14 protein-coding genes are annotated in these 16,419 nt (G+C 72.6%); 10 read left to right on the top strand and 4 right to left on the bottom strand.

Features of this window, described 5'->3' with window-relative positions; genetic code table 11:
• Window positions 1–47: 47 nt before the first annotated feature.
• The 4 genes from cheB to G569_RS0122385 are packed head-to-tail and all read right to left on the bottom strand — an operon-like array spanning window position 48 to window position 3,724.
• Complete coding sequence (gene cheB / locus G569_RS0122400; RefSeq protein WP_053226816.1) at window positions 48–1,124, bottom strand: chemotaxis-specific protein-glutamate methyltransferase CheB; 1,077 nt, start codon at window positions 1,122–1,124, stop codon at window positions 48–50.
• A 14-nt stretch (window positions 1,125–1,138) separates the two neighbouring features.
• Window positions 1,139–1,585 carry a chemotaxis protein CheW gene (locus G569_RS50690; RefSeq protein ID WP_064750426.1) on the bottom strand — a complete coding sequence of 149 codons (447 nt, stop codon included), beginning with the start codon at window positions 1,583–1,585 and terminating at the stop codon, window positions 1,139–1,141.
• Between the two features lie 53 nt (window positions 1,586–1,638).
• Entirely contained in the window at window positions 1,639–2,982 is a 1,344-nt protein-coding gene (locus tag G569_RS58650) for a sensor histidine kinase (RefSeq protein WP_169542220.1), read from the bottom strand.
• Between the two features lie 52 nt (window positions 2,983–3,034).
• Window positions 3,035–3,724: a response regulator transcription factor gene (locus tag G569_RS0122385; RefSeq protein WP_028065071.1), complete on the bottom strand. Its 690-nt coding sequence runs from the start codon at window positions 3,722–3,724 to the stop codon at window positions 3,035–3,037.
• 173 nt (window positions 3,725–3,897) lie between these two features.
• Between G569_RS0122385 and G569_RS50680 the strand changes: the two genes are divergently transcribed.
• The 10 genes from G569_RS50680 (at window position 3,898) to thpR (ending at window position 16,409) form a co-directional block, all read left to right on the top strand.
• On the top strand, window positions 3,898–5,262 hold the full coding sequence (locus G569_RS50680) for a purine-cytosine permease family protein (protein WP_053226813.1): 1,365 nt from the start codon (window positions 3,898–3,900) through the stop codon (window positions 5,260–5,262).
• A 3-nt stretch (window positions 5,263–5,265) separates the two neighbouring features.
• Complete coding sequence (locus G569_RS0122375) at window positions 5,266–6,828, top strand: hydantoinase/oxoprolinase N-terminal domain-containing protein (protein WP_028065070.1); 1,563 nt, start codon at window positions 5,266–5,268, stop codon at window positions 6,826–6,828.
• Window positions 6,821–7,888 (top strand): S-methyl thiohydantoin desulfurase family protein, encoded by a 1,068-nt coding sequence (locus tag G569_RS0122370; RefSeq protein WP_028065069.1) that lies wholly within the window; start codon window positions 6,821–6,823, stop codon window positions 7,886–7,888. Before G569_RS0122375 ends, G569_RS0122370 begins: the two co-directional genes overlap by 8 nt.
• Window positions 7,791–8,855 carry a DUF917 domain-containing protein gene (locus G569_RS0122365; RefSeq protein ID WP_084285382.1) on the top strand — a complete coding sequence of 355 codons (1,065 nt, stop codon included), beginning with the start codon at window positions 7,791–7,793 and terminating at the stop codon, window positions 8,853–8,855. The genes G569_RS0122370 and G569_RS0122365 overlap by 98 nt, the downstream gene beginning before the upstream one ends.
• Window positions 8,852–10,351 carry a helix-turn-helix domain-containing protein gene (locus G569_RS50675; RefSeq protein ID WP_157592221.1) on the top strand — a complete coding sequence of 500 codons (1,500 nt, stop codon included), beginning with the start codon at window positions 8,852–8,854 and terminating at the stop codon, window positions 10,349–10,351. The genes G569_RS0122365 and G569_RS50675 overlap by 4 nt, the downstream gene beginning before the upstream one ends.
• A gap of 52 nt (window positions 10,352–10,403) precedes the next feature.
• A complete protein-coding gene (locus tag G569_RS0122355) occupies window positions 10,404–11,129 on the top strand; it encodes an aspartate/glutamate racemase family protein (RefSeq protein ID WP_028065067.1) in 726 nt (241 codons plus the stop codon).
• A gap of 194 nt (window positions 11,130–11,323) precedes the next feature.
• Entirely contained in the window at window positions 11,324–13,828 is a 2,505-nt protein-coding gene (locus tag G569_RS50670; RefSeq protein ID WP_053226810.1) for an FtsK/SpoIIIE family DNA translocase, read from the top strand.
• Window positions 13,829–13,855: 27 nt separating this feature from the next.
• Window positions 13,856–14,647 (top strand): helix-turn-helix domain-containing protein, encoded by a 792-nt coding sequence (locus G569_RS0122345; protein WP_084285380.1) that lies wholly within the window; start codon window positions 13,856–13,858, stop codon window positions 14,645–14,647.
• Window positions 14,644–15,876 carry a competence/damage-inducible protein A gene (locus G569_RS0122340; RefSeq protein ID WP_037498364.1) on the top strand — a complete coding sequence of 411 codons (1,233 nt, stop codon included), beginning with the start codon at window positions 14,644–14,646 and terminating at the stop codon, window positions 15,874–15,876. Before G569_RS0122345 ends, G569_RS0122340 begins: the two co-directional genes overlap by 4 nt.
• Window positions 15,873–16,409 (top strand): RNA 2',3'-cyclic phosphodiesterase, encoded by a 537-nt coding sequence (gene thpR / locus G569_RS50665; RefSeq protein ID WP_037498217.1) that lies wholly within the window; start codon window positions 15,873–15,875, stop codon window positions 16,407–16,409. The genes G569_RS0122340 and thpR overlap by 4 nt, the downstream gene beginning before the upstream one ends.
• Window positions 16,410–16,419: the final 10 nt, after the last annotated feature.

The raw sequence follows: 16,419 nt of genomic DNA, 5'->3' as shown, positions 1-16,419 counted from the left end.
GGACGCCTGAAACCTGCGGTTGGTCCCGCGGTGACCGTGGGTCAGGCTCATGCTCCGGCCTCTCTGGCGATTGCGGCCGGAAGTTCGTGAAGGGGCAGGATCTCGTCGGCCAGGCCGGCCTCGGCCACGGCGCGGGGCATCCCGTAGACGACGCAGGTGGACTCGGCCTCGACCAGGATGCGGCCGCCGGCCTGCTTGACGGCGCGGGCGCCGTCGAGGCCGTCCTTGCCCATGCCGGTGAGCACGACGAGCACCAGCTGGTTGCCGTAGAGCTTCGCGGCGTCGGCGATCGTCAGGTCAGCGCGCGGACGCAGGCCGCCCATGGGCGCCTCGTCGGAGAGACGGATCTTGCGGTCCTCGCCCATGCGCAGGTGCGAGCCACCGGGCGCGAGGTACATGTGACGCGGGTCCATCGCCTCGTTGCCCACGGCCTCCTTGACCGTCAGGCGCGACATCCCGTCCAGGCGCGCCGCGAGCGACGCGGTGAAGCCCGGCGGCATGTGCTGGACGATCAGCGAGCCGGTGCCCAGCGGCGCCGGCAGCTTCGGGATCAGCTCGCCGAGGGCCTTGGGGCCGCCGGTCGAGGAGGCGATCACGACGAACTTCTTGGTGCCCGGACGCGCCGCCGCGGCGGCGGTGGGGCGAACCGGCGGCCGCGTGGCGACCCGGCGAGGGGCGACGGCACGCGGACGACGGGCGCGGAGCTTGCCGGCGACAGCGGCGTCGCCGACCTTCTTGGACAGCTCGGCGGTGAACTCCGCCATCGACTCGCCCATCGCCGGCTTGGCGACGAGCTCCATCGCGCCCTCGGCCAGGGCATCCACGGCGCGGGCGCCGTGGGCGGGGGAGAACGCCGAGACGACGACGACCGGGACATTCGCGGCCTTGCCGGCCCGGAGTGCCTTGAGCACGCCGATGCCGTCGAGACCGGGCATGTGCAGGTCCAGGGTCATCGCGTCCGGCCGGAACTGATTGCAGGCGGCCAGCGCCTCATCGCCGTCAGCCGCAGTGGCGACGACGTCGAACCCCTGACGCGCGAGCGCGTCGGACAGGATGCGGCGCATCAGGCGCGAGTCGTCGGCGACGACGACTCGCTGCGCGGTTTGGGAGGAGATCGCGGCCACCGGAACAGAGGGGGCTAGACCGCGGCCAGCTCGTCGTAGTCACCCGCGCGGGCGAACAGCCCTTCCGGGTTGAGCAGGATGACGAGCCGGTCGTCGATCTTGGCGATCGACTCGATCGTCTGCGTGTCGGCCGTCGGGACGGCCTCGAGCTGCTCGGTCGTGACGGTCAGGACCTCCTCGACGTCGCCGACGAGGACGCCGGCCTGGCCGGTGCCCGTCTCGACGATGACGATCTTGCCGAAGTCGGCGTCGGCGACCGGGAGCATCATGCGCGACGCCAGGTCGTAGATCGGGATGATCTTGCCGCGAAGGCCGATGACCCCGCGAATCCACGGCACGTCGGACGTGACGGAACGCGGCTCGGTGTAACGGATGATCTCGTGGACGGCACCGATGGGAAGCGCGTACTCCTCGCTGCCGATCGAGAACACCACGAGCTGCTGTGAAGTGATGTCAGACATGTCCTCCACAGCATCGGCTCCTACGCGCCGAGCTTGAGGACTTGTGAGGTTCTTTACTGCCGAGCGGGGAAACGGACGACGAAACGAGCGCCGCGGCCGTCCAAGGGCGGCTCCAGCGTCACCGTTCCGCTGTGGCTCTCGGCCACGGCGCGCACGATCGACAGCCCGAGGCCGGAGGAGCCCGAACGGTCGCCGTGGGCGCGGAAGAAGCGCTCGAAGACCTTGTCCTGGAGCTCGGGCGGGATGCCTGGGCCGTCGTCCTCGACGGCGAGCACGATGTGCCCGTTGGAGCGCTCGACGCTGGCCTCGACCGCCGTGCCCGGGTCCGTGTGGCGCAGCGCGTTCTCCATCAGGTTCAGCACGAGCCGGTGCAACTCGTCCTGCACGCCGTCGATCTCGAGGCCGTGCGGCGCCGAGATGGAGATCTCGTGGTCGCCCGCGACCGGCTCCAGCTCGGAGGCGGCGTCGGTGACGACGCTCGATAGGTCCACCGTGCGCTTGAGCGGCTCGCGGCCGGCGTCGGCGCGGGCGAGCAGCAGCAGGTCGGCGACGAGCCGGCGCATGCGGCGGCTCGAGCGCAGCGCCGACGCGGCCGCCTCGCGGTGCTCGCCGTCGAGCGTCTCCTCGAGCAGCTCGAGGTTCGCCAGCACGCTCGTGAGCGGCGTGCGCAGCTCGTGCGAGGCGTCGGCGACGAACTCGCGCTGGCGCATCAACGCCGCCTCGGTCTCGGTGCGGGCGTCGTCGAGCGCGTGCAGCATCGACTCCAGCGTGGTCGACAGCTCGGCGACCTCGTCGTCGGCCTGCGGCCGCGGGATCGTGCCCGTGGGATCACGCGTGCGGGCGATCTCGCGCGCGGCGTCCGTCAGCTCGGCGATCGGCTCCATCGCGCGTCGCGCGGTCGCCAGGCCGGCGAGCAGCGCGAGGGCCGTGCCGCCGAGCACGCCGAGGCCGAGGAACAGCTTCACCCGGTTGGCGGTCGCGCGCACGTCGGAGATCCGGCGCCCGTATTGGGCGAAGATCCGGAAGTCGTACTGCGCGCCCTCCGGGTGCTCGTCCAGGTTGGGATAGATCTGCAGCTCGCGGGTCTCGACCTTCCAGCCGTTGATCTCGTAGGGCGCGTCACGGGGCGGGCCGAAGTTCGGCGCCGCTTTGGAGGCCGCGAACTTGCGCCCGCCGGCGGTCACCACCCGGATCGCGGCGTTGTTGGAGCCCGCGAACGCGTCGAGCGACAGCGGGTACTTGTAGGTCGGCTGGTTGAGCTTGTTGAGCCCGTTGTACTGGTAGTACTGCTGCGTCTGCAGGCGGTCGGCCGCGGAGGAGACCTGGCGGTTGAAGTCCTCGTAGATCGCGCGGGTCGTGAGCGTCCCGACGATCACGGCGAACCCCAGCAGGATCACCAACGTCAGTGCAGCGGAGCCTCCGGCGAGCCGCCAGCGGATCGGCTGGCGCTTATACGCGGAGTACGTAGCCCGCGCCGCGGACCGTATGGAGGAGTCGAGGCTCGCCACCGGCTTCAAGCTTCCTTCGGAGATTCGAGACGAAGACCTCGATCGTGTTCGTGATCGAGAACGGGTCATAGCCCCACACCTCGTCGAGCAGCTTCTGGCGCGAGATCACCAGCCGCTCGTTGCGCATCAGGTACTCGAGCAACTCGAACTCCCGCTGCGTGAGGTCGATCTGCCGGTTCTCGCGCGCGACCTCGTGTGTATCGGGGTTGAGCGTGAGATCGCCGACGCGCAGCGGGGCCATGCCGCGCGGGGGGCGACGCCGGAGCAGCGCGCGCATGCGTGCGAGCAGCTCCTGGCGTTCGAACGGCTTGACGAGGTAGTCGTCGGCGCCGACGTCCAGGCCCTCCACGCGCGACTCCAGTGCGTCGCGGGCGGTGAGCATCAGGATCGGCGTGTCGTCCCCGTCGTCGCGGAGGCGACGGGCGACATCGAGACCGTCCAACCGCGGCAGGCCGAGGTCGAGGACGATGATGTCCGGCAGGAACGCGTGGGCCTCGTCGAGGCCGCGCACACCGTCTGCGGCCAGCTTGACCTCGTAGCCCTCCAGGCGCAGGGAACGCTGCAGGACCTGGGCGATCTCCTCGTCGTCTTCGACGACGAGCACACGTACGGGACGGCTCGCGGCTTCCATTACGTCTTTATGTTACGGCTCGAGCGGCGGAAGTGACGAAACCTTCAGTGGGAGTTTAGGGTTGCGCCGTGCACACGCAATGCGCTCTCGCAGTGCACGCTGCACAATGACCCCCGCCTGGGCCGGCTGCACGATTCGACGTGGACACAGCTACCTGGGGAGGTAGAGATCACATGTCGGCATCGTCGCTCGGCCACGATGACTACGCGCTGCGCCGCGTCCCGGAGGACGCGCGCTACCACTGGTTCTCCGTCGCGATACAGCGCTTCGGGCAGCTGAGCTCGCTCGCGAGCTTCCTGCTCGGCGCCACGCTCGGCTTCGGGATGGGGTTCTGGGACGCCGTGCTGGCGATCACGCTCGGCGCCGCGATCCTCGAGCTGGTGACGATCTTCACCGGCATCGCCGGCCAGCGCGAGGGGCTTTCGACCTCGGTGCTGGCGCGCTGGACCGGGTTCGGCGCCGGGGGCTCGACGCTGATCGGGCTCGCGATCGGCGTCAGCGCGCTCGGGTGGTTCGGCATCCAGAACGCGGTCTCCGCGCAGGGCCTGGAGTCGCTGCTCGGCGTGCTGCCGACGTGGGGCTGGGCGCTCGTCTTCGGCCTCGCGGTGACCGTGATCGTGACCTTCGGCTTCGCGTCGATGACGTGGACCGCCTACATCGCCGTCCCGGCGTTCCTGGTGCTCGCGGGCTGGTCGATCGTCTCCGAGCTCTCCAAGCACCCGCTCGGCGACCTGACCAGCGCCGCGCCCGCCGGGCCCGCCCTGACGCTGATCCAGGGCACGACGATCGTTGCCGGCGGGTTCATCGTCGGCGCCGTCATCACGCCCGACATGTCGCGCTTCAACCGCTCCGCCGCCGACGTGGTCAAGCAGACGGTGCTCGGCATCACGCTCGGCGAGTACGTGATCGGCCTGATCGGCGTGCTGCTCGCGCTCGCGCTGAAGACGAACGACGTGGTGGCGATCGTGACCTCGACGTCGGGCTTCATCGGCACGCTCGTGGTCATCGCGGCGACGCTGAAGATCAACGACTGGAACCTCTACGCCGCCGGCCTGGGCGTCGTGAACTTCGTCGACCGCGTGCTCGGGCGCCGGCTGAACCGCGCGACGGTGACGCTCGTGCTCGGCGTGGTCGGCTCGGTGTTGTCGGCGATGGGCATCCTCGACTCGCTGACGGACTTCCTGATCTTCCTCGGCGTGGTCTTCCCGCCGATCGCCGGGATCATGGTCGCCGAGTACTTCGTCGTGCGCACGTGGCGGGGCGAGCTGGAGGAGAGCCGCGCCGTCGGGCGGCTGCCCGAGAGCGCGCCGCTGTGGGTCCCGGCCGCGCTGGTGATCTGGCTCGGCGCGGCGGCGGTCGGCAAGTACGTCGACTGGGGGCTGCCGTCGATCAACTCGCTGGCGCTCGCGTTCGCCGCCTACGTCGTCCTCGGCCGGCTCGGCCTGGTGCGGGGCGTGGGGTCAAGCGCGACCGGCGTCGATCTCGCCGTCGCGCCTGAGACCCCGCCCGTCAAGGTCGCCGAGCCGGTGGGGCGCTGAGCCATGCGGCGCATCGGCATCGACGTCGGCGGCACCAACACGGATGCGGTCCTGATGAGCGGCCGCGGCGTGATCGGCGCCGTCAAGACCTCCACCACGCCCGACGTGACCACGGGCATCGTCACCGCGCTGGCGTCACTGCGCGCGCAGACCGCGTTCGCGCCGGCCGAGATCGGCGCGGTGATGATCGGCACGACGCACTTCATCAACGCGCTGATCGAGGGCAAGCGGCTCGCGCCGACCGCGGCCATCCGCTTCGGCCTGCCGGCGACGAAGGCGCTCCCGCCGCTCGTGGACTGGCCGGAGCGGCTGGTCTCCGCGATCGGCGGGCACTCGTATCTGTGCCACGGCGGGCACGAGTTCGACGGGCGCGAGATCGCACCGTTCGACCCGGCGGAGTTCCGCGCCGTGCTCGACGCCGTCGCCGCGGCCGGCGTGCGCTCGATCGCGATCTCCTCGGTCTTCTCGCCGGTCAACGCGGAGTTCGAGCAGCGCGCCGCGGCGATCATCGCCGAGCAGCTGCCGGACGTCGCGATCTCCCTGTCGCACGAGATCGGCCGGACCGGTCTGCTGGGGCGCGAGAACGCGACGATCATCAACGCCGCGCTGCGCGAGCTCGCCGAGCAGATCGCCACGGGGTTGTCGCGGACCGTCGCCGAGGCGGGCATCCGCGCGCCCCTCTACCTGTCGCAGAACGACGGGACGCTGATGGACGTGGAGTACGCGCGTCAGTACCCGGTCGCCACGTTCGCGTCCGGGCCGACCAACTCGATGCGCGGCGCCGCGTTCCTTTCCGGGCTGGAGTCCTGCGCGGTGATCGACGTCGGCGGCACGACGACCGACATCGGCGTGCTCCAGCAGGGGTTCCCGCGCGAGGCCGCGACCGAGGTCACCCTCGGCGGCGTCTCCACCAACTTCCGCATGCCGGACGTGCTGTCGGTGGGGATCGGCGGCGGTTCGCTGGTCTCGGGCGGCGGCGCCGACGTGACCGTCGGCCCGCAGAGCGTCGGCTACCGGCTGGTCGACGACGCGCTGGTGTTCGGCGGCGACACCCTCACCGCAACCGATCTCGCGGTCGCCGCGGGCGTGGCCGAGATCGGGGACTCCGAGCGCGTGGCGCGCTTGGAGCGCTCGCTCGTGACGGGCGGCATGGCGTACGTGGCCGACCGGCTGGCGACGCTCGTGGACCGCATGCGCACCTCGTCGGAGCCGATCCCGGTGGTCGGCGTCGGCGGCGGCTCGATGCTCGTCCCGGACTCCCTGCCGGGCGCGGCGGAGGTCCATCGCCCCCAGCACTACGCGGTCGCGAACGCGATCGGCGCCGCGATCGCGCAGGTCGGCGGCGAGGTCGACCGCGTCTTCTCCGTCGACCCCGGCCGCCGCGGCGCCGTGCTCGACGAGGCGCGCCAGGAGGCCGTCGACCGCGCGGTCGCCGCCGGCGCGCACCCCGCTTCCGTCTCGATCGTCGACGTCGAAGAGGTCCCGCTCGCGTACCTGCCCGGCAACGCGACCCGGATCCGCATCAAGGCCGTCGGCGAGTTGTCCCTGGGAGGATCCGATGCGTGAGATCGACGTTTCGCAGCTCGCCGACATCGCGCGCGGCGCGGCCGTGCTGGGCACGGGCGGCGGGGGAGACCCGTACGTCGGCCGGCTGCTGGCCGAGCAGGCGCTGCGCTCGCACGGGCCGGTGACGCTGCTCGACCCGTCCGAGGTCCCGGACGACGCCGTGGTCGCTCCGGCCGCGCTGATGGGGGCTCCGACGGTGATGCTCGAGAAGCTGCCGCGGGGCGACGAGGCGACGAACGCCCTGCGGGCGCTGGAGCGGCTGCTCGGCGTCACGGTGACGCACACGGTCTCGCTGGAGGCCGGCGGGCTGAACTCGGTGATCCCGTTCATCGCGGCGGCCGAGCTGGGGCTGCCGCTGATCGACGCGGACGGGATGGGGCGGGCGTTCCCCGAGCTGCAGATGGTGCTCCCGACGTTGGGCGGCGTGACCGCGACGCCGATGGCGATGGCCGACGAGCGCGGCAACAGCGCCGTGCTGCACACGTCGGGGAACGTGTGGGCGGAACGGCTCGCGCGGGCGGTGACGGTCGAGATGGGCGCGTCGTCGGCCGTGTCGCTGTACGCGCTCGACGGCCGCCAGGTCAAGGATCACATGGTCTGGGGCACGATCACGCTCTGCGAGGAGGTCGGGCGGGCGATCCGGGTCGCGCGCGCCGAGCATCGCGATCCGGTCGCGGCCGCCGTCTCGCGATTGCGTGGGCGTGTGTTGTTCACCGGCAAGGTGACCGATGTCGCGCGGCGCACCGTCGCGGGCTTCGCGCGCGGTGAGGCGACGCTGGCCGGGCTGGGGGACGAGCAGGACGTGACGTTCTCCCTGTCGTTCCAGAACGAGCACCTGATCGCCGTGCGCGACGGGGTCGTGGTGGCGAGCGTCCCCGACCTGATCTGCGTGCTGGATACCGAGACCGGCGAGCCGGTCACGACCGAGATGCTCCGCTACGGGCTGCGCGTGACGGTGCTGGGTGCGCCGTGCGACGCCCGCTGGCAGAGTCCGGAAGGGCTGGCGTTGGCCGGCCCGCGCTACTTCGGCTACGACCACGACTACGTCCCCATCGGCTGACACCCCGATCGACGCGCTGGCGCTCGGCGCCGCGCTGCTGGGCTCCGGCGGCGGTGGGGACATCGCCGTCGGGGCGTCGATCGCGCGCAGGACCGTCTCGTCGCTGCGGATGGTGTCGGCCTCCGCGTTGGCTCCGGACGCGCTCGTGGTCCACGTCGGGCTGGCGGGCGCGCCGGACATCGTCGCCGAGCGGCTCCCGTCGGGCGAGGAGTGGGGCGCGGCGATCCGCGCTCTGGAGCACCACCTCGACCGGCGCGCGTCCGCCCTGGGCGTGATCGAGATCGGCGGGCTGAACGCGCTCCTGCCGTTCGTGGCGGGGGCGGCGCTCGATCTCCCGGTCGTCGACGGCGATCTGATGGGTCGCGCGTTTCCCCGGATCAACCAGACCGTCCTGGCCGTGGCCGGGGTGCGCGTCGGGCCGATGGCGCTGGTCGGCGCGAGCGGCGAGACCGTCGTCTTCGACTGCCCGACCGACGAGTCCGTCGAGCGCGTCATGCGCGCCTTGATCAACAGCGTCGGCGGGGCGGCGGCGGTCGCCTGTTACGCGGTCGACGCGGGGGTGCTCGTCGAGTTCGGGATCGCGGGCTCCGTGACCCGGGCCTGCTCGTTGGGCGCCGGGCTCGCGGCGGACGATCTCCGCGGCGAGCTGCTGTTCGCGGGCCGCGTGGCCGAGATCGAGCGCTCCGAGAGCCACCTGCGCAGCGTCGTGTTGGAGGATCCGGAACGGCTCGCGCACGTCGCGCGGGTCGACGTCGGCGACGAGTACCTCGCGGTGGCCGTCGACGGCGAGCCGATCGCGGTGGTCCCGGACATCATCTGCGTGCTCGACCGCGACGACCGCCGGCCGGTCGCGGTCGGCGCCCTGCGCGCGGGCCGCCACGTCCTCGTGCTGCGGCTCGCGCCGCCGCCGGCCCTGCTGGAGCGCCCGGGCGTTTTCGGCCCACCCGCTTTCGGGCTGGTCACGTGAGCGTGCGCGTCCGCGACCTCGTCGCCCACCCCGTGCTCGACGGCGCGTCGCTGCTCGCCGGCGCGAACGGCCTCGACCGCGATGTCGCCGACCTCGCGTGGCACGGCGGCGGCGAGCTCGCGCCGTGCGGCGACCAGCTCGTCGTCTGCGCGACCGCCGCGGTCACTCCCGCCTACCGGCTCGAGGCGCTCGTCCGCCGCGCGGAGACCGGCGGGGCCGCGGCGCTCCTGATCGCGTCCGACACGGCGCCGCTGCTGTCGACCGTGCGGATCGCCGATCGGCTCGGCCTGCCGGTCATCTCCGTCGCCGCGCCCGACCTCGTCGACCTGTTGCACCGGCTGATCGTCACGATCCGGGCGCCGGAGGTCGAGCGCGCCCGCGCGCTCACGAAGACGCTGCGGACGTTGCGGGCGCGACCGCAGACGCTCCCGGCGAGCCTGGCGGTGCTGCGTGAGGTCCTGTCGCAGCCGGTCGCGCTGTTGGCGGCGGACGGCACGGCGCTGGAAGGCGACCCGCTCGAGGTGGTCGGGCGGTTCGACCTCGACGCGCCGCAGCGGATCGAGCTGCCGGACGGCGTGCTGGTCCTGCAGCCGGTGGGGAGCACGGTCGCCTGGCTGGCGTCCCGCACCCCCGCGCCGGTCGAGGCGTGGGCGGCGACGACGGCGGCCGTGCTGGAGGCCGCCGAACCGGTGGTCCGCGCCACGTTGGCGGCGCAGCGGCTGACGGCCGAGCGCGACTCGCGCCTGAGCGCCCACCTGCTCGGCGAGCTGCTGGCGGGCGGGGCGGCCGTGCGCCGCGACGTCGTCGAACGCGCCGTCGCGGCCGGCTGGGCACTGCGCGGATGGCACACCGGCGTCCACATCGGCTGGCGCGCCGGTGGGGACGTGATGCTGCGCACCGCGCGGATGCGCGAGGCGCTGGCGGCGCACGACCTCGTCGGCCCGCTGGTCGAGCGCGGCGACGGCTGGACCACCTGGGTGACCGCGACCTCGGAGCCGCCGCCGCAGGACGCACGGCGGATGCTCGCCCGCGTGCGCACGGCGCTGCTGGCGCTGCCGGGGTCGTGGGGTCTGCACGCGGGGATCGGGCGGCCGCACGAGGGGATCGCGGGCGTCGCGCGCACCCTCGCCGAGGCGCGCGACGCCGCGCTCCTGGCCCGCTCGCGCGAGCTCACACCCGCCGTCGAGCACGCGGACGAGCTCGGCGTCTCGCGCCTGCTCCTCTCGTGGAACGAGTCGGACCTGATGCGCGCGTACGCCGACTCGATCCTCGCCCCGGTCCGCGACGACGAGCTGCTGCGAACCCTCCAGGCGTATCTGGAGGAGGGTCTCTCCGTCTCGGCGACCGCTTCGGCGCTCGGGCTGCACCGCAACACGGTCTCGGCGCGGATCGCGCGCCTGCGCGAGCTGCTGGACGTCGACCTCGACGACGCCGACCACCGCCTCGCGCTCCAGCTCGCCTGCCGCGTACTCGCGCTGCACAATCCGCCCGCCTGAGCAGTGCAGGACGCACATGGGCCGCGCGCCGCGCCCCGCTTAGTGTCGGGCCATGCACCTCCGAGTCATCCTTCCCATCGTGGGGGACGGGCTGATCGAGTCCGTCCGCACCGAGGCGGTCGCGTGGGCCGGACCCGGCACCGAGATCGACGCCGTCTCGCTCGAGCGCGGCACCGCCAGCATCGAGTCCTCCTACGACGAGGCGCTCGCCGGCCCGGGCATCCTCGACCGCGTCGAGCAGGCCGCCGGCGACGGCGTCGACGCCCTCTTCATCAGCTGCTTCGGCGACCCAGGCGTCCACGCCGCGCGCGAGATCATCGACGCGCCGGTCGTCGGCGGCTTCGAGCCGGCGGTGCTGACCGCGCTGAGCCTGGGGGAGCGGGTGGGCGTGATCACCGTCCTGGACAACGTGCTCGGGATGCTGCACGGCCTCGTCCGCCGCTACGGCCTCGCCGACCGGATGGGTGCGATCCGCGTCGTCGACCTCCCGGTCCTGGGGCTCGAGGACCACGAGGTGCTGCTCGATCGGCTCCACGAGCAGGCCTCCGAAGCCGTCGCGACCCGCGACGCCGACGTCATCGTCCTCGGCTGCACGGGCATGCTCGGCGTCGCCCGCGCCCTCCAGGACCGGTTGGAGGACGACGGCCTCTACGTCCCGGTCGTCGACCCCACCGGCGCGGCGATCGGCTGGCTCGAGACCGCCGTCCGCCTCGGCGTGCGCCCGAGCCGTCTCACCTACATGCGCCCGCCGGTGAAAACGAGGGTCGGCGTTCGCTGAAGCATGGTCGGTCCGACCGATGTGGTGCAGCCGCCAGTGGCTCGTGACGGCCGCGCTCGCGATGCGGCCCTCTGGGCCGTGAGCAGCGCGGCTGGCGCGAGGCGCCGCGGATGCGCCGCAGCGGGCGCACCGGAATGCTTCATCAGGCCCCTAGGGAGGGGTCGGCCCGCCCGCGTCGAAGGGGGCCGGGCCAGATGCCAGCAGCCAAGAAGAAGCCCGCCCGCAAGCCCGCGCCCCGTGCGCGGCGCTCGCGGCCGAAGCTCCACCTGCCCACGCTCGAGCAGCGTCAGCTCGACCTGATCGGGCTGGGGCTCGTCGCGCTCGCCCTGTTCTTCGGGTTCCTCGTGTACGCCGGGTGGGACGGCGGGCGCGCGGGGACCAACGCCGTCGAGGGGCTGCGCTGGCTGCTCGGCGCCGCCCACTACCTCGTGCCGGTCGCGCTGGCGGCGGCCGGGGCGATCCTGATGCTGCGCCCGGTCCTGCCCGCGGTCAAGCCGTTCCGCGCGGGCGCGATCTGCATCTTCATCTCGGTCACCCTCGGCTTGTCGGCCGGAACGCTCGGCCTCGGTCCCGAGGGCGCGCGGCCGGACTGGTGGGACTCCGAGTGGGTGAAGACCCGCGGCGGGATGACGGGCGAGGCGATCGACTACGTCGTCACGACGCTCACCGGGACGATCGGCGCGCACATCCTCGCGCTCTTCCTCTTCCTCGCGGGCGTGCTGCTGCTCACGGGCGCGTCGGTGGCCGGCGTCTTGAAGGCGACGCACACCTCGGTCACGAGCACGACGCGCGAGGTGCGCGACGCGGTGGTGACGCGCCGCCCCCGCCCCGCGTCGGATCTCGAGACGCTCGAACAGTCCACGCGGGTGCGCGTCGAGCGCCCGGACGTGTTCGGCGAGACGCCCGAGTTCGAGACCCCCAAGCCCAAGCGGGCGGCGAAGAAGAAGCCCGCGGCCAAGGACGACAGCTTCTGGTCCGGCGAGGAGCGCTACCCGGACATCTACGGCGGCGAGGTGCCGGAACCGGAGCCTCAACTCGAGATCGAGGCGCCCGAGCCGGAGCCTGAACCCGAGGTCGAGGTCGAGGCCGTCCCGGAGCTCGAGCGTCTCGCCGAGGACCCGCCCGAGGACGAGGAGGGTGTCACCCGCGGCCCGTCGCAGCCGGTCGACCCCGCCGACCTGACCCCGCAGGGCCGCTACCGGCGCGACGTGACCGACGCGCCGGACTTCGTCTGGGAGCTGCCGGACCCGGCCAAGCTCACGCGATCCGACGAGGACGCCTCGCGCCCGGACACGGTGGGGCAGGAGAAGGTCGCGGCGCAGCTGATCGAGACGCTCGCGCACTTCAAGATCGAGGCGCGCGTGATCGGCATGGTCGCCGGCCCGCACATCACCCGCTACGAGCTGCGCCTGGCGCCCGGCATCAAGGTCGGCAAGGTCGCGCAGCTCAAGGACGACCTCGCGTACGCGCTCGCCGCCTCCGACGTGCGCATCCTCGCGCCGATCCCCGGCAAGCAGGCGGTCGGCATCGAGGTCCCGAACGCGCGCCGCCGGATCGTCCACCTCGGCGACGTCTTCCAGCCCGTCCCGTCGGACTGGTCGCCGCTCACCGTCTGGCTCGGCAAGGACGTCGCGGGCCGCTCGATCGGCGCCGACCTCGCGAAGATGCCGCACCTGCTGGTCGCCGGCACCACCGGCGCCGGCAAGTCGGGCGCGATCAACAGCATGCTCTCGTCGATCCTGCTGCAGGCGACCCCGCACGAGGTGCGGATGGTGCTGGTCGACCCCAAGCAGGTCGAGCTCACCCACTACGACTCGATCCCGCACCTGCTGACGCCGGTCATCACGAGCCCCAAGCAGGCGGCGATCGCGCTCCAGAACCTCGTCCGCGAGATGGAGCAGCGCTACGCGTACATGGCGCTCGCCCGCACCCGCACGCTCAAGGACCTCAACAAGGTCCGCGCGACCCGCGACGAACCGCCGCTGCCGTACGTCCTGTGCGTGATCGACGAGCTCGCCGACCTGATGATGGTCGCGCCCGCCGACGTCGAGGACTCGATCATCCGGATCGCCCAGAAGGCGCGCGCGGTCGGCATCCACCTCGTGCTCGCCACGCAGTCCCCGCGCGTCGACGTCATCACCGGCATGATCAAGGCCAACGTGCCGTCGCGGATCGCCTTCGCGGTGAGCTCGCAGACCGACTCGCGCGTGATCCTCGACCAGAACGGCGCCGAGTCGCTGCTCGGGATGGGGGACATGCTGTTCTCGCCCGTCGGGTCGTCGCGGTTGCAGCGCATCCAGGGCGCCTACATCGACGAGGCGCAGATCGAGGAGCTGACCACGACGTGGCGCCTGCAGGGCGAGCCGGAGCTGCGCGAGGACCTGCTCGAAGAGGTCGAAGAGGAGGAGGCCGTCTCCGGTGACGGCCCGCCCGACGAGTTCGACCCCGACGAGGACCCGCTGCTGGCCGACGCGATCCGCCTCGTGGCCGAGATGCAGACCGCCTCGACCTCGATGCTGCAGCGGCGGCTGCGGCTCGGCTACACGCGCGCCGGGCGCCTGATCGACATGCTCGAGCGGCGCGGCGTGATCTCGGGCTACGAAGGCTCCAAGCCGCGTCAGGTACTGGTGACCGAGGCCGACGTCCCGCGGGTGCTCGCGGCGCTCGACCCGCAGCCCGTGCCCGACGAACCCGAGTAGCGGCGCTTGTAGCCTCGGAGGCGGCTAATGGCGGAGATCGGGGAAACGCTGCGGGAAGCCCGGATGCGCCGTCGCATCGACATGACCGAGGTCGAGGCGGCGACGAAGATCCGGGCGAAGTACCTGCGCGCACTGGAGAACGAGGAGTGGGACCTGTTGCCGGGTCCCACGTTCGTCAAGACGTTCCTGCGCACCTACGCGGAGTACCTCGAGCTCGATCCGCGGATGCTGGTCGAGGAGTACCGCCAGCGCTACGAGCGGCCGTCGACGCAGGATCTGACGCCGTTCGGGCCCGGTATGGGCGGGCGGCGGCGTCAACGGCCGCGGCGCTCCTTCGGCCCGCTGTTCGTCGTGCTCGGCGGCGTCGTGGTGCTGCTCGGCGCGCTCTACCTGCTCGGGGTCGTGTGGGGGAACTCGCCCGAGGAGGAGTCCCCGCCCGTCGTCTCGACCACCACGCCCACCGCGACCGCGACGCCGACCTCGACCGCCAAGCCGAAGAAGCACAAGAAGGCCGCTCCGCCCGCGCGCGCCGCTCTGCGCCTGACCGCGACGGACGCCCGCGTGTACGTCTGCCTGATCGACGCGACCGGGAAGGCCGTCGTCGACGGCGAGTACCTCGAGCCGGGCAAGAGCACGAAGACGTTCCGTTCGCAACGCTTCCGCGTGAACCTCGGCAACAGCTCGGTGAGACTGCGCGTGGGTGGGAAGAGCTATCCGGTCCAGAACACGGGCAAGCCGATCGGCTACGAGGTGCGCCCGGGCAAGAAGCCGGTCCGCCTCTCCGACTCGGCGCGGCTGAAGCTGCGGTGCTCCGCATGAGAGCCGGCATCGTCGTCACCGGCACCGAGGTGCTGAGCGGGATCATCCGCGACGCGAACGGCCCGTGGCTGTCGGAGGCGCTGCGGGCGCGCGGGGTGACGGTCACCAACATCGTCGTCGTCGGCGACCGCGAGGAGGACCTGCGCGGGGCGCTCGACTTCCTCTCCGACCATGACCTGATCGTCACGAGCGGCGGGCTGGGCCCGACGGCCGACGATCTCACCGCCGACGTCGTCGCCGCGTGGGCGGGGGCGGAGATGGTCCACGACGCCGCCTTGGAAGAGCGGATCTGGTCCGTGGTCTCGCGGTTGCGGCGGCGGATGCCGTTCGAGGAAGAGGCGATGCGGGCGGGGGCGCGCAAGCAGGCGTTCGTGCCGCGCGGCGCCGCGGTCCTGGAGCCGGTCGGGACCGCTCCGGGGCTGATCATCGGTTCGGAGCCCATGGTCCTCGTGCTGCCGGGCCCGCCGCGCGAGCTGCAGACGATGTGGGAGGCGGCGGTGACGACGTCGCCGCTGCGCGAGCTGCTGGAGTCCGCGGGTTCGCTCGAACAACGGATCCTGCGCTTCTTCCCGCTCCCGGAGCCGCAGATCGCCGCCAGCCTGCGCGAGATCGGCGACGTGCCGTTCGAGGTCACGACCTGCCTGCGGCGCGGCGAGCTCGAGGTCGCCACGGTCTTCACCCCCGAGCAGATGGGCGAGTACGAGACCTTCGAGGCGGCGCTGCGGGAGCGGCACGGCGACGTCCTCTTCTCCGACGACGGGGCGACGATCGACGTCGTGATCGCGCGGCTGCTCGCCGGCTCGACGATCGCGACCGCCGAGTCCTGCACCGGCGGGCTGATGGCGGGCCGCCTGACCGATCTCGCGGGCTCGTCGGCCTACGTCCTCGGCGGGCTCGTCGTCTACTCCAACGAGGCCAAGACCGAGCTGGCCGGCGTTCCCGCCTCGCTCATCGAGGCCCACGGAGCGGTCTCGCCGGAGGTGGCGACCGCGTTGTCGGCGGGCGCGCGATCGCGGCTCGGCGCGGACTACGGCATCGGCATCACGGGGATCGCCGGGCCGGGCGGCGGCTCGGAGGCCAAGCCGGTCGGCACCGTCTGCATCTCGGTCTCGAGCGCCACCGACGCCGAGGAGCGCACCGTCCGCCTCCCGGGCGGACGCGCCGACGTGCGCGACCGGACGACGACGGTCACGCTGCACATGCTCCGCGCGCTGCTGCTGCGGGCATGAAGCCGCTGCGGCTGTTCGTCGCCCTCGAGATCCCAGAAGAGATCCGGGACGTGCTCTCGGCCCTCGGCGCCGCCGCGGATCAGGCCGTCTGGCGTCCCGTCGCCCGCGAGGCCCTCCACGTCACGCTCGCGTTCCTCGGCAACCGCCCGCCCGAGGACGTCGACGCGATCGCCCCGATCGTCGCGGCCGAGCACGCCGCACCGGAGCTCGCGCTCGACAAGGTCCTCCTGCTGCCGCCGCGCCGCGCGCGGGTGCTCACCGTCGCGCTCGCCGACCCCACGGGCGCCCTCGCGGCCCTGCAGTCGCGCGTCTCGACCGCCCTCGGCGCCGCCGGCGTCTACACACCTGAGACGCGCCCGTTCCGCCCGCATGTGACCGTCGCCCGGTTGCGCCCCCGGGCCCGCCCGCCCCGGAACGCGACATCGCAGCTCGATCGACGCGAATTCGGCGCGACGGCGGTCACGTTGTACGCGTCGAGACTGCACCCGGGCGGCGCCCGATATGAGGCGCTCACACGCGCCACGCTCGGCTAGCCTGAGCCGC

It is taken from the genome of Solirubrobacter soli DSM 22325, assembly GCF_000423665.1.
Classification (GTDB): domain Bacteria; phylum Actinomycetota; class Thermoleophilia; order Solirubrobacterales; family Solirubrobacteraceae; genus Solirubrobacter; species Solirubrobacter soli.
The sequence above is the reverse complement of the archived record's forward strand: the minus strand, read 5'-3'. Positions and strand labels throughout refer to the sequence as shown.

Bases quoted from the DNA above. Each gene is read 5' to 3' on its own strand.
- G569_RS50690 (WP_064750426.1), bottom strand. From the start codon at position 1,585: ATGTCTGACATCACTTCACAGCAGCTCGTGGTGTTCTCGATCGGCAGC.
- G569_RS0122385 (WP_028065071.1), bottom strand. From the start codon at position 3,724: ATGGAAGCCGCGAGCCGTCCCGTACGTGTGCTCGTCGTCGAAGACGAC.
- G569_RS50680 (WP_053226813.1), top strand. From the start codon at position 3,898: ATGTCGGCATCGTCGCTCGGCCACGATGACTACGCGCTGCGCCGCGTC.
- G569_RS0122375 (WP_028065070.1), top strand. From the start codon at position 5,266: ATGCGGCGCATCGGCATCGACGTCGGCGGCACCAACACGGATGCGGTC.
- G569_RS0122370 (WP_028065069.1), top strand. From the start codon at position 6,821: ATGCGTGAGATCGACGTTTCGCAGCTCGCCGACATCGCGCGCGGCGCG.
- G569_RS0122355 (WP_028065067.1), top strand. From the start codon at position 10,404: ATGCACCTCCGAGTCATCCTTCCCATCGTGGGGGACGGGCTGATCGAG.
- G569_RS50670 (WP_053226810.1), top strand. From the start codon at position 11,324: ATGCCAGCAGCCAAGAAGAAGCCCGCCCGCAAGCCCGCGCCCCGTGCG.
- G569_RS0122345 (WP_084285380.1), top strand. From the start codon at position 13,856: ATGGCGGAGATCGGGGAAACGCTGCGGGAAGCCCGGATGCGCCGTCGC.
- G569_RS0122340 (WP_037498364.1), top strand. From the start codon at position 14,644: ATGAGAGCCGGCATCGTCGTCACCGGCACCGAGGTGCTGAGCGGGATC.
- thpR (WP_037498217.1), top strand. From the start codon at position 15,873: ATGAAGCCGCTGCGGCTGTTCGTCGCCCTCGAGATCCCAGAAGAGATC.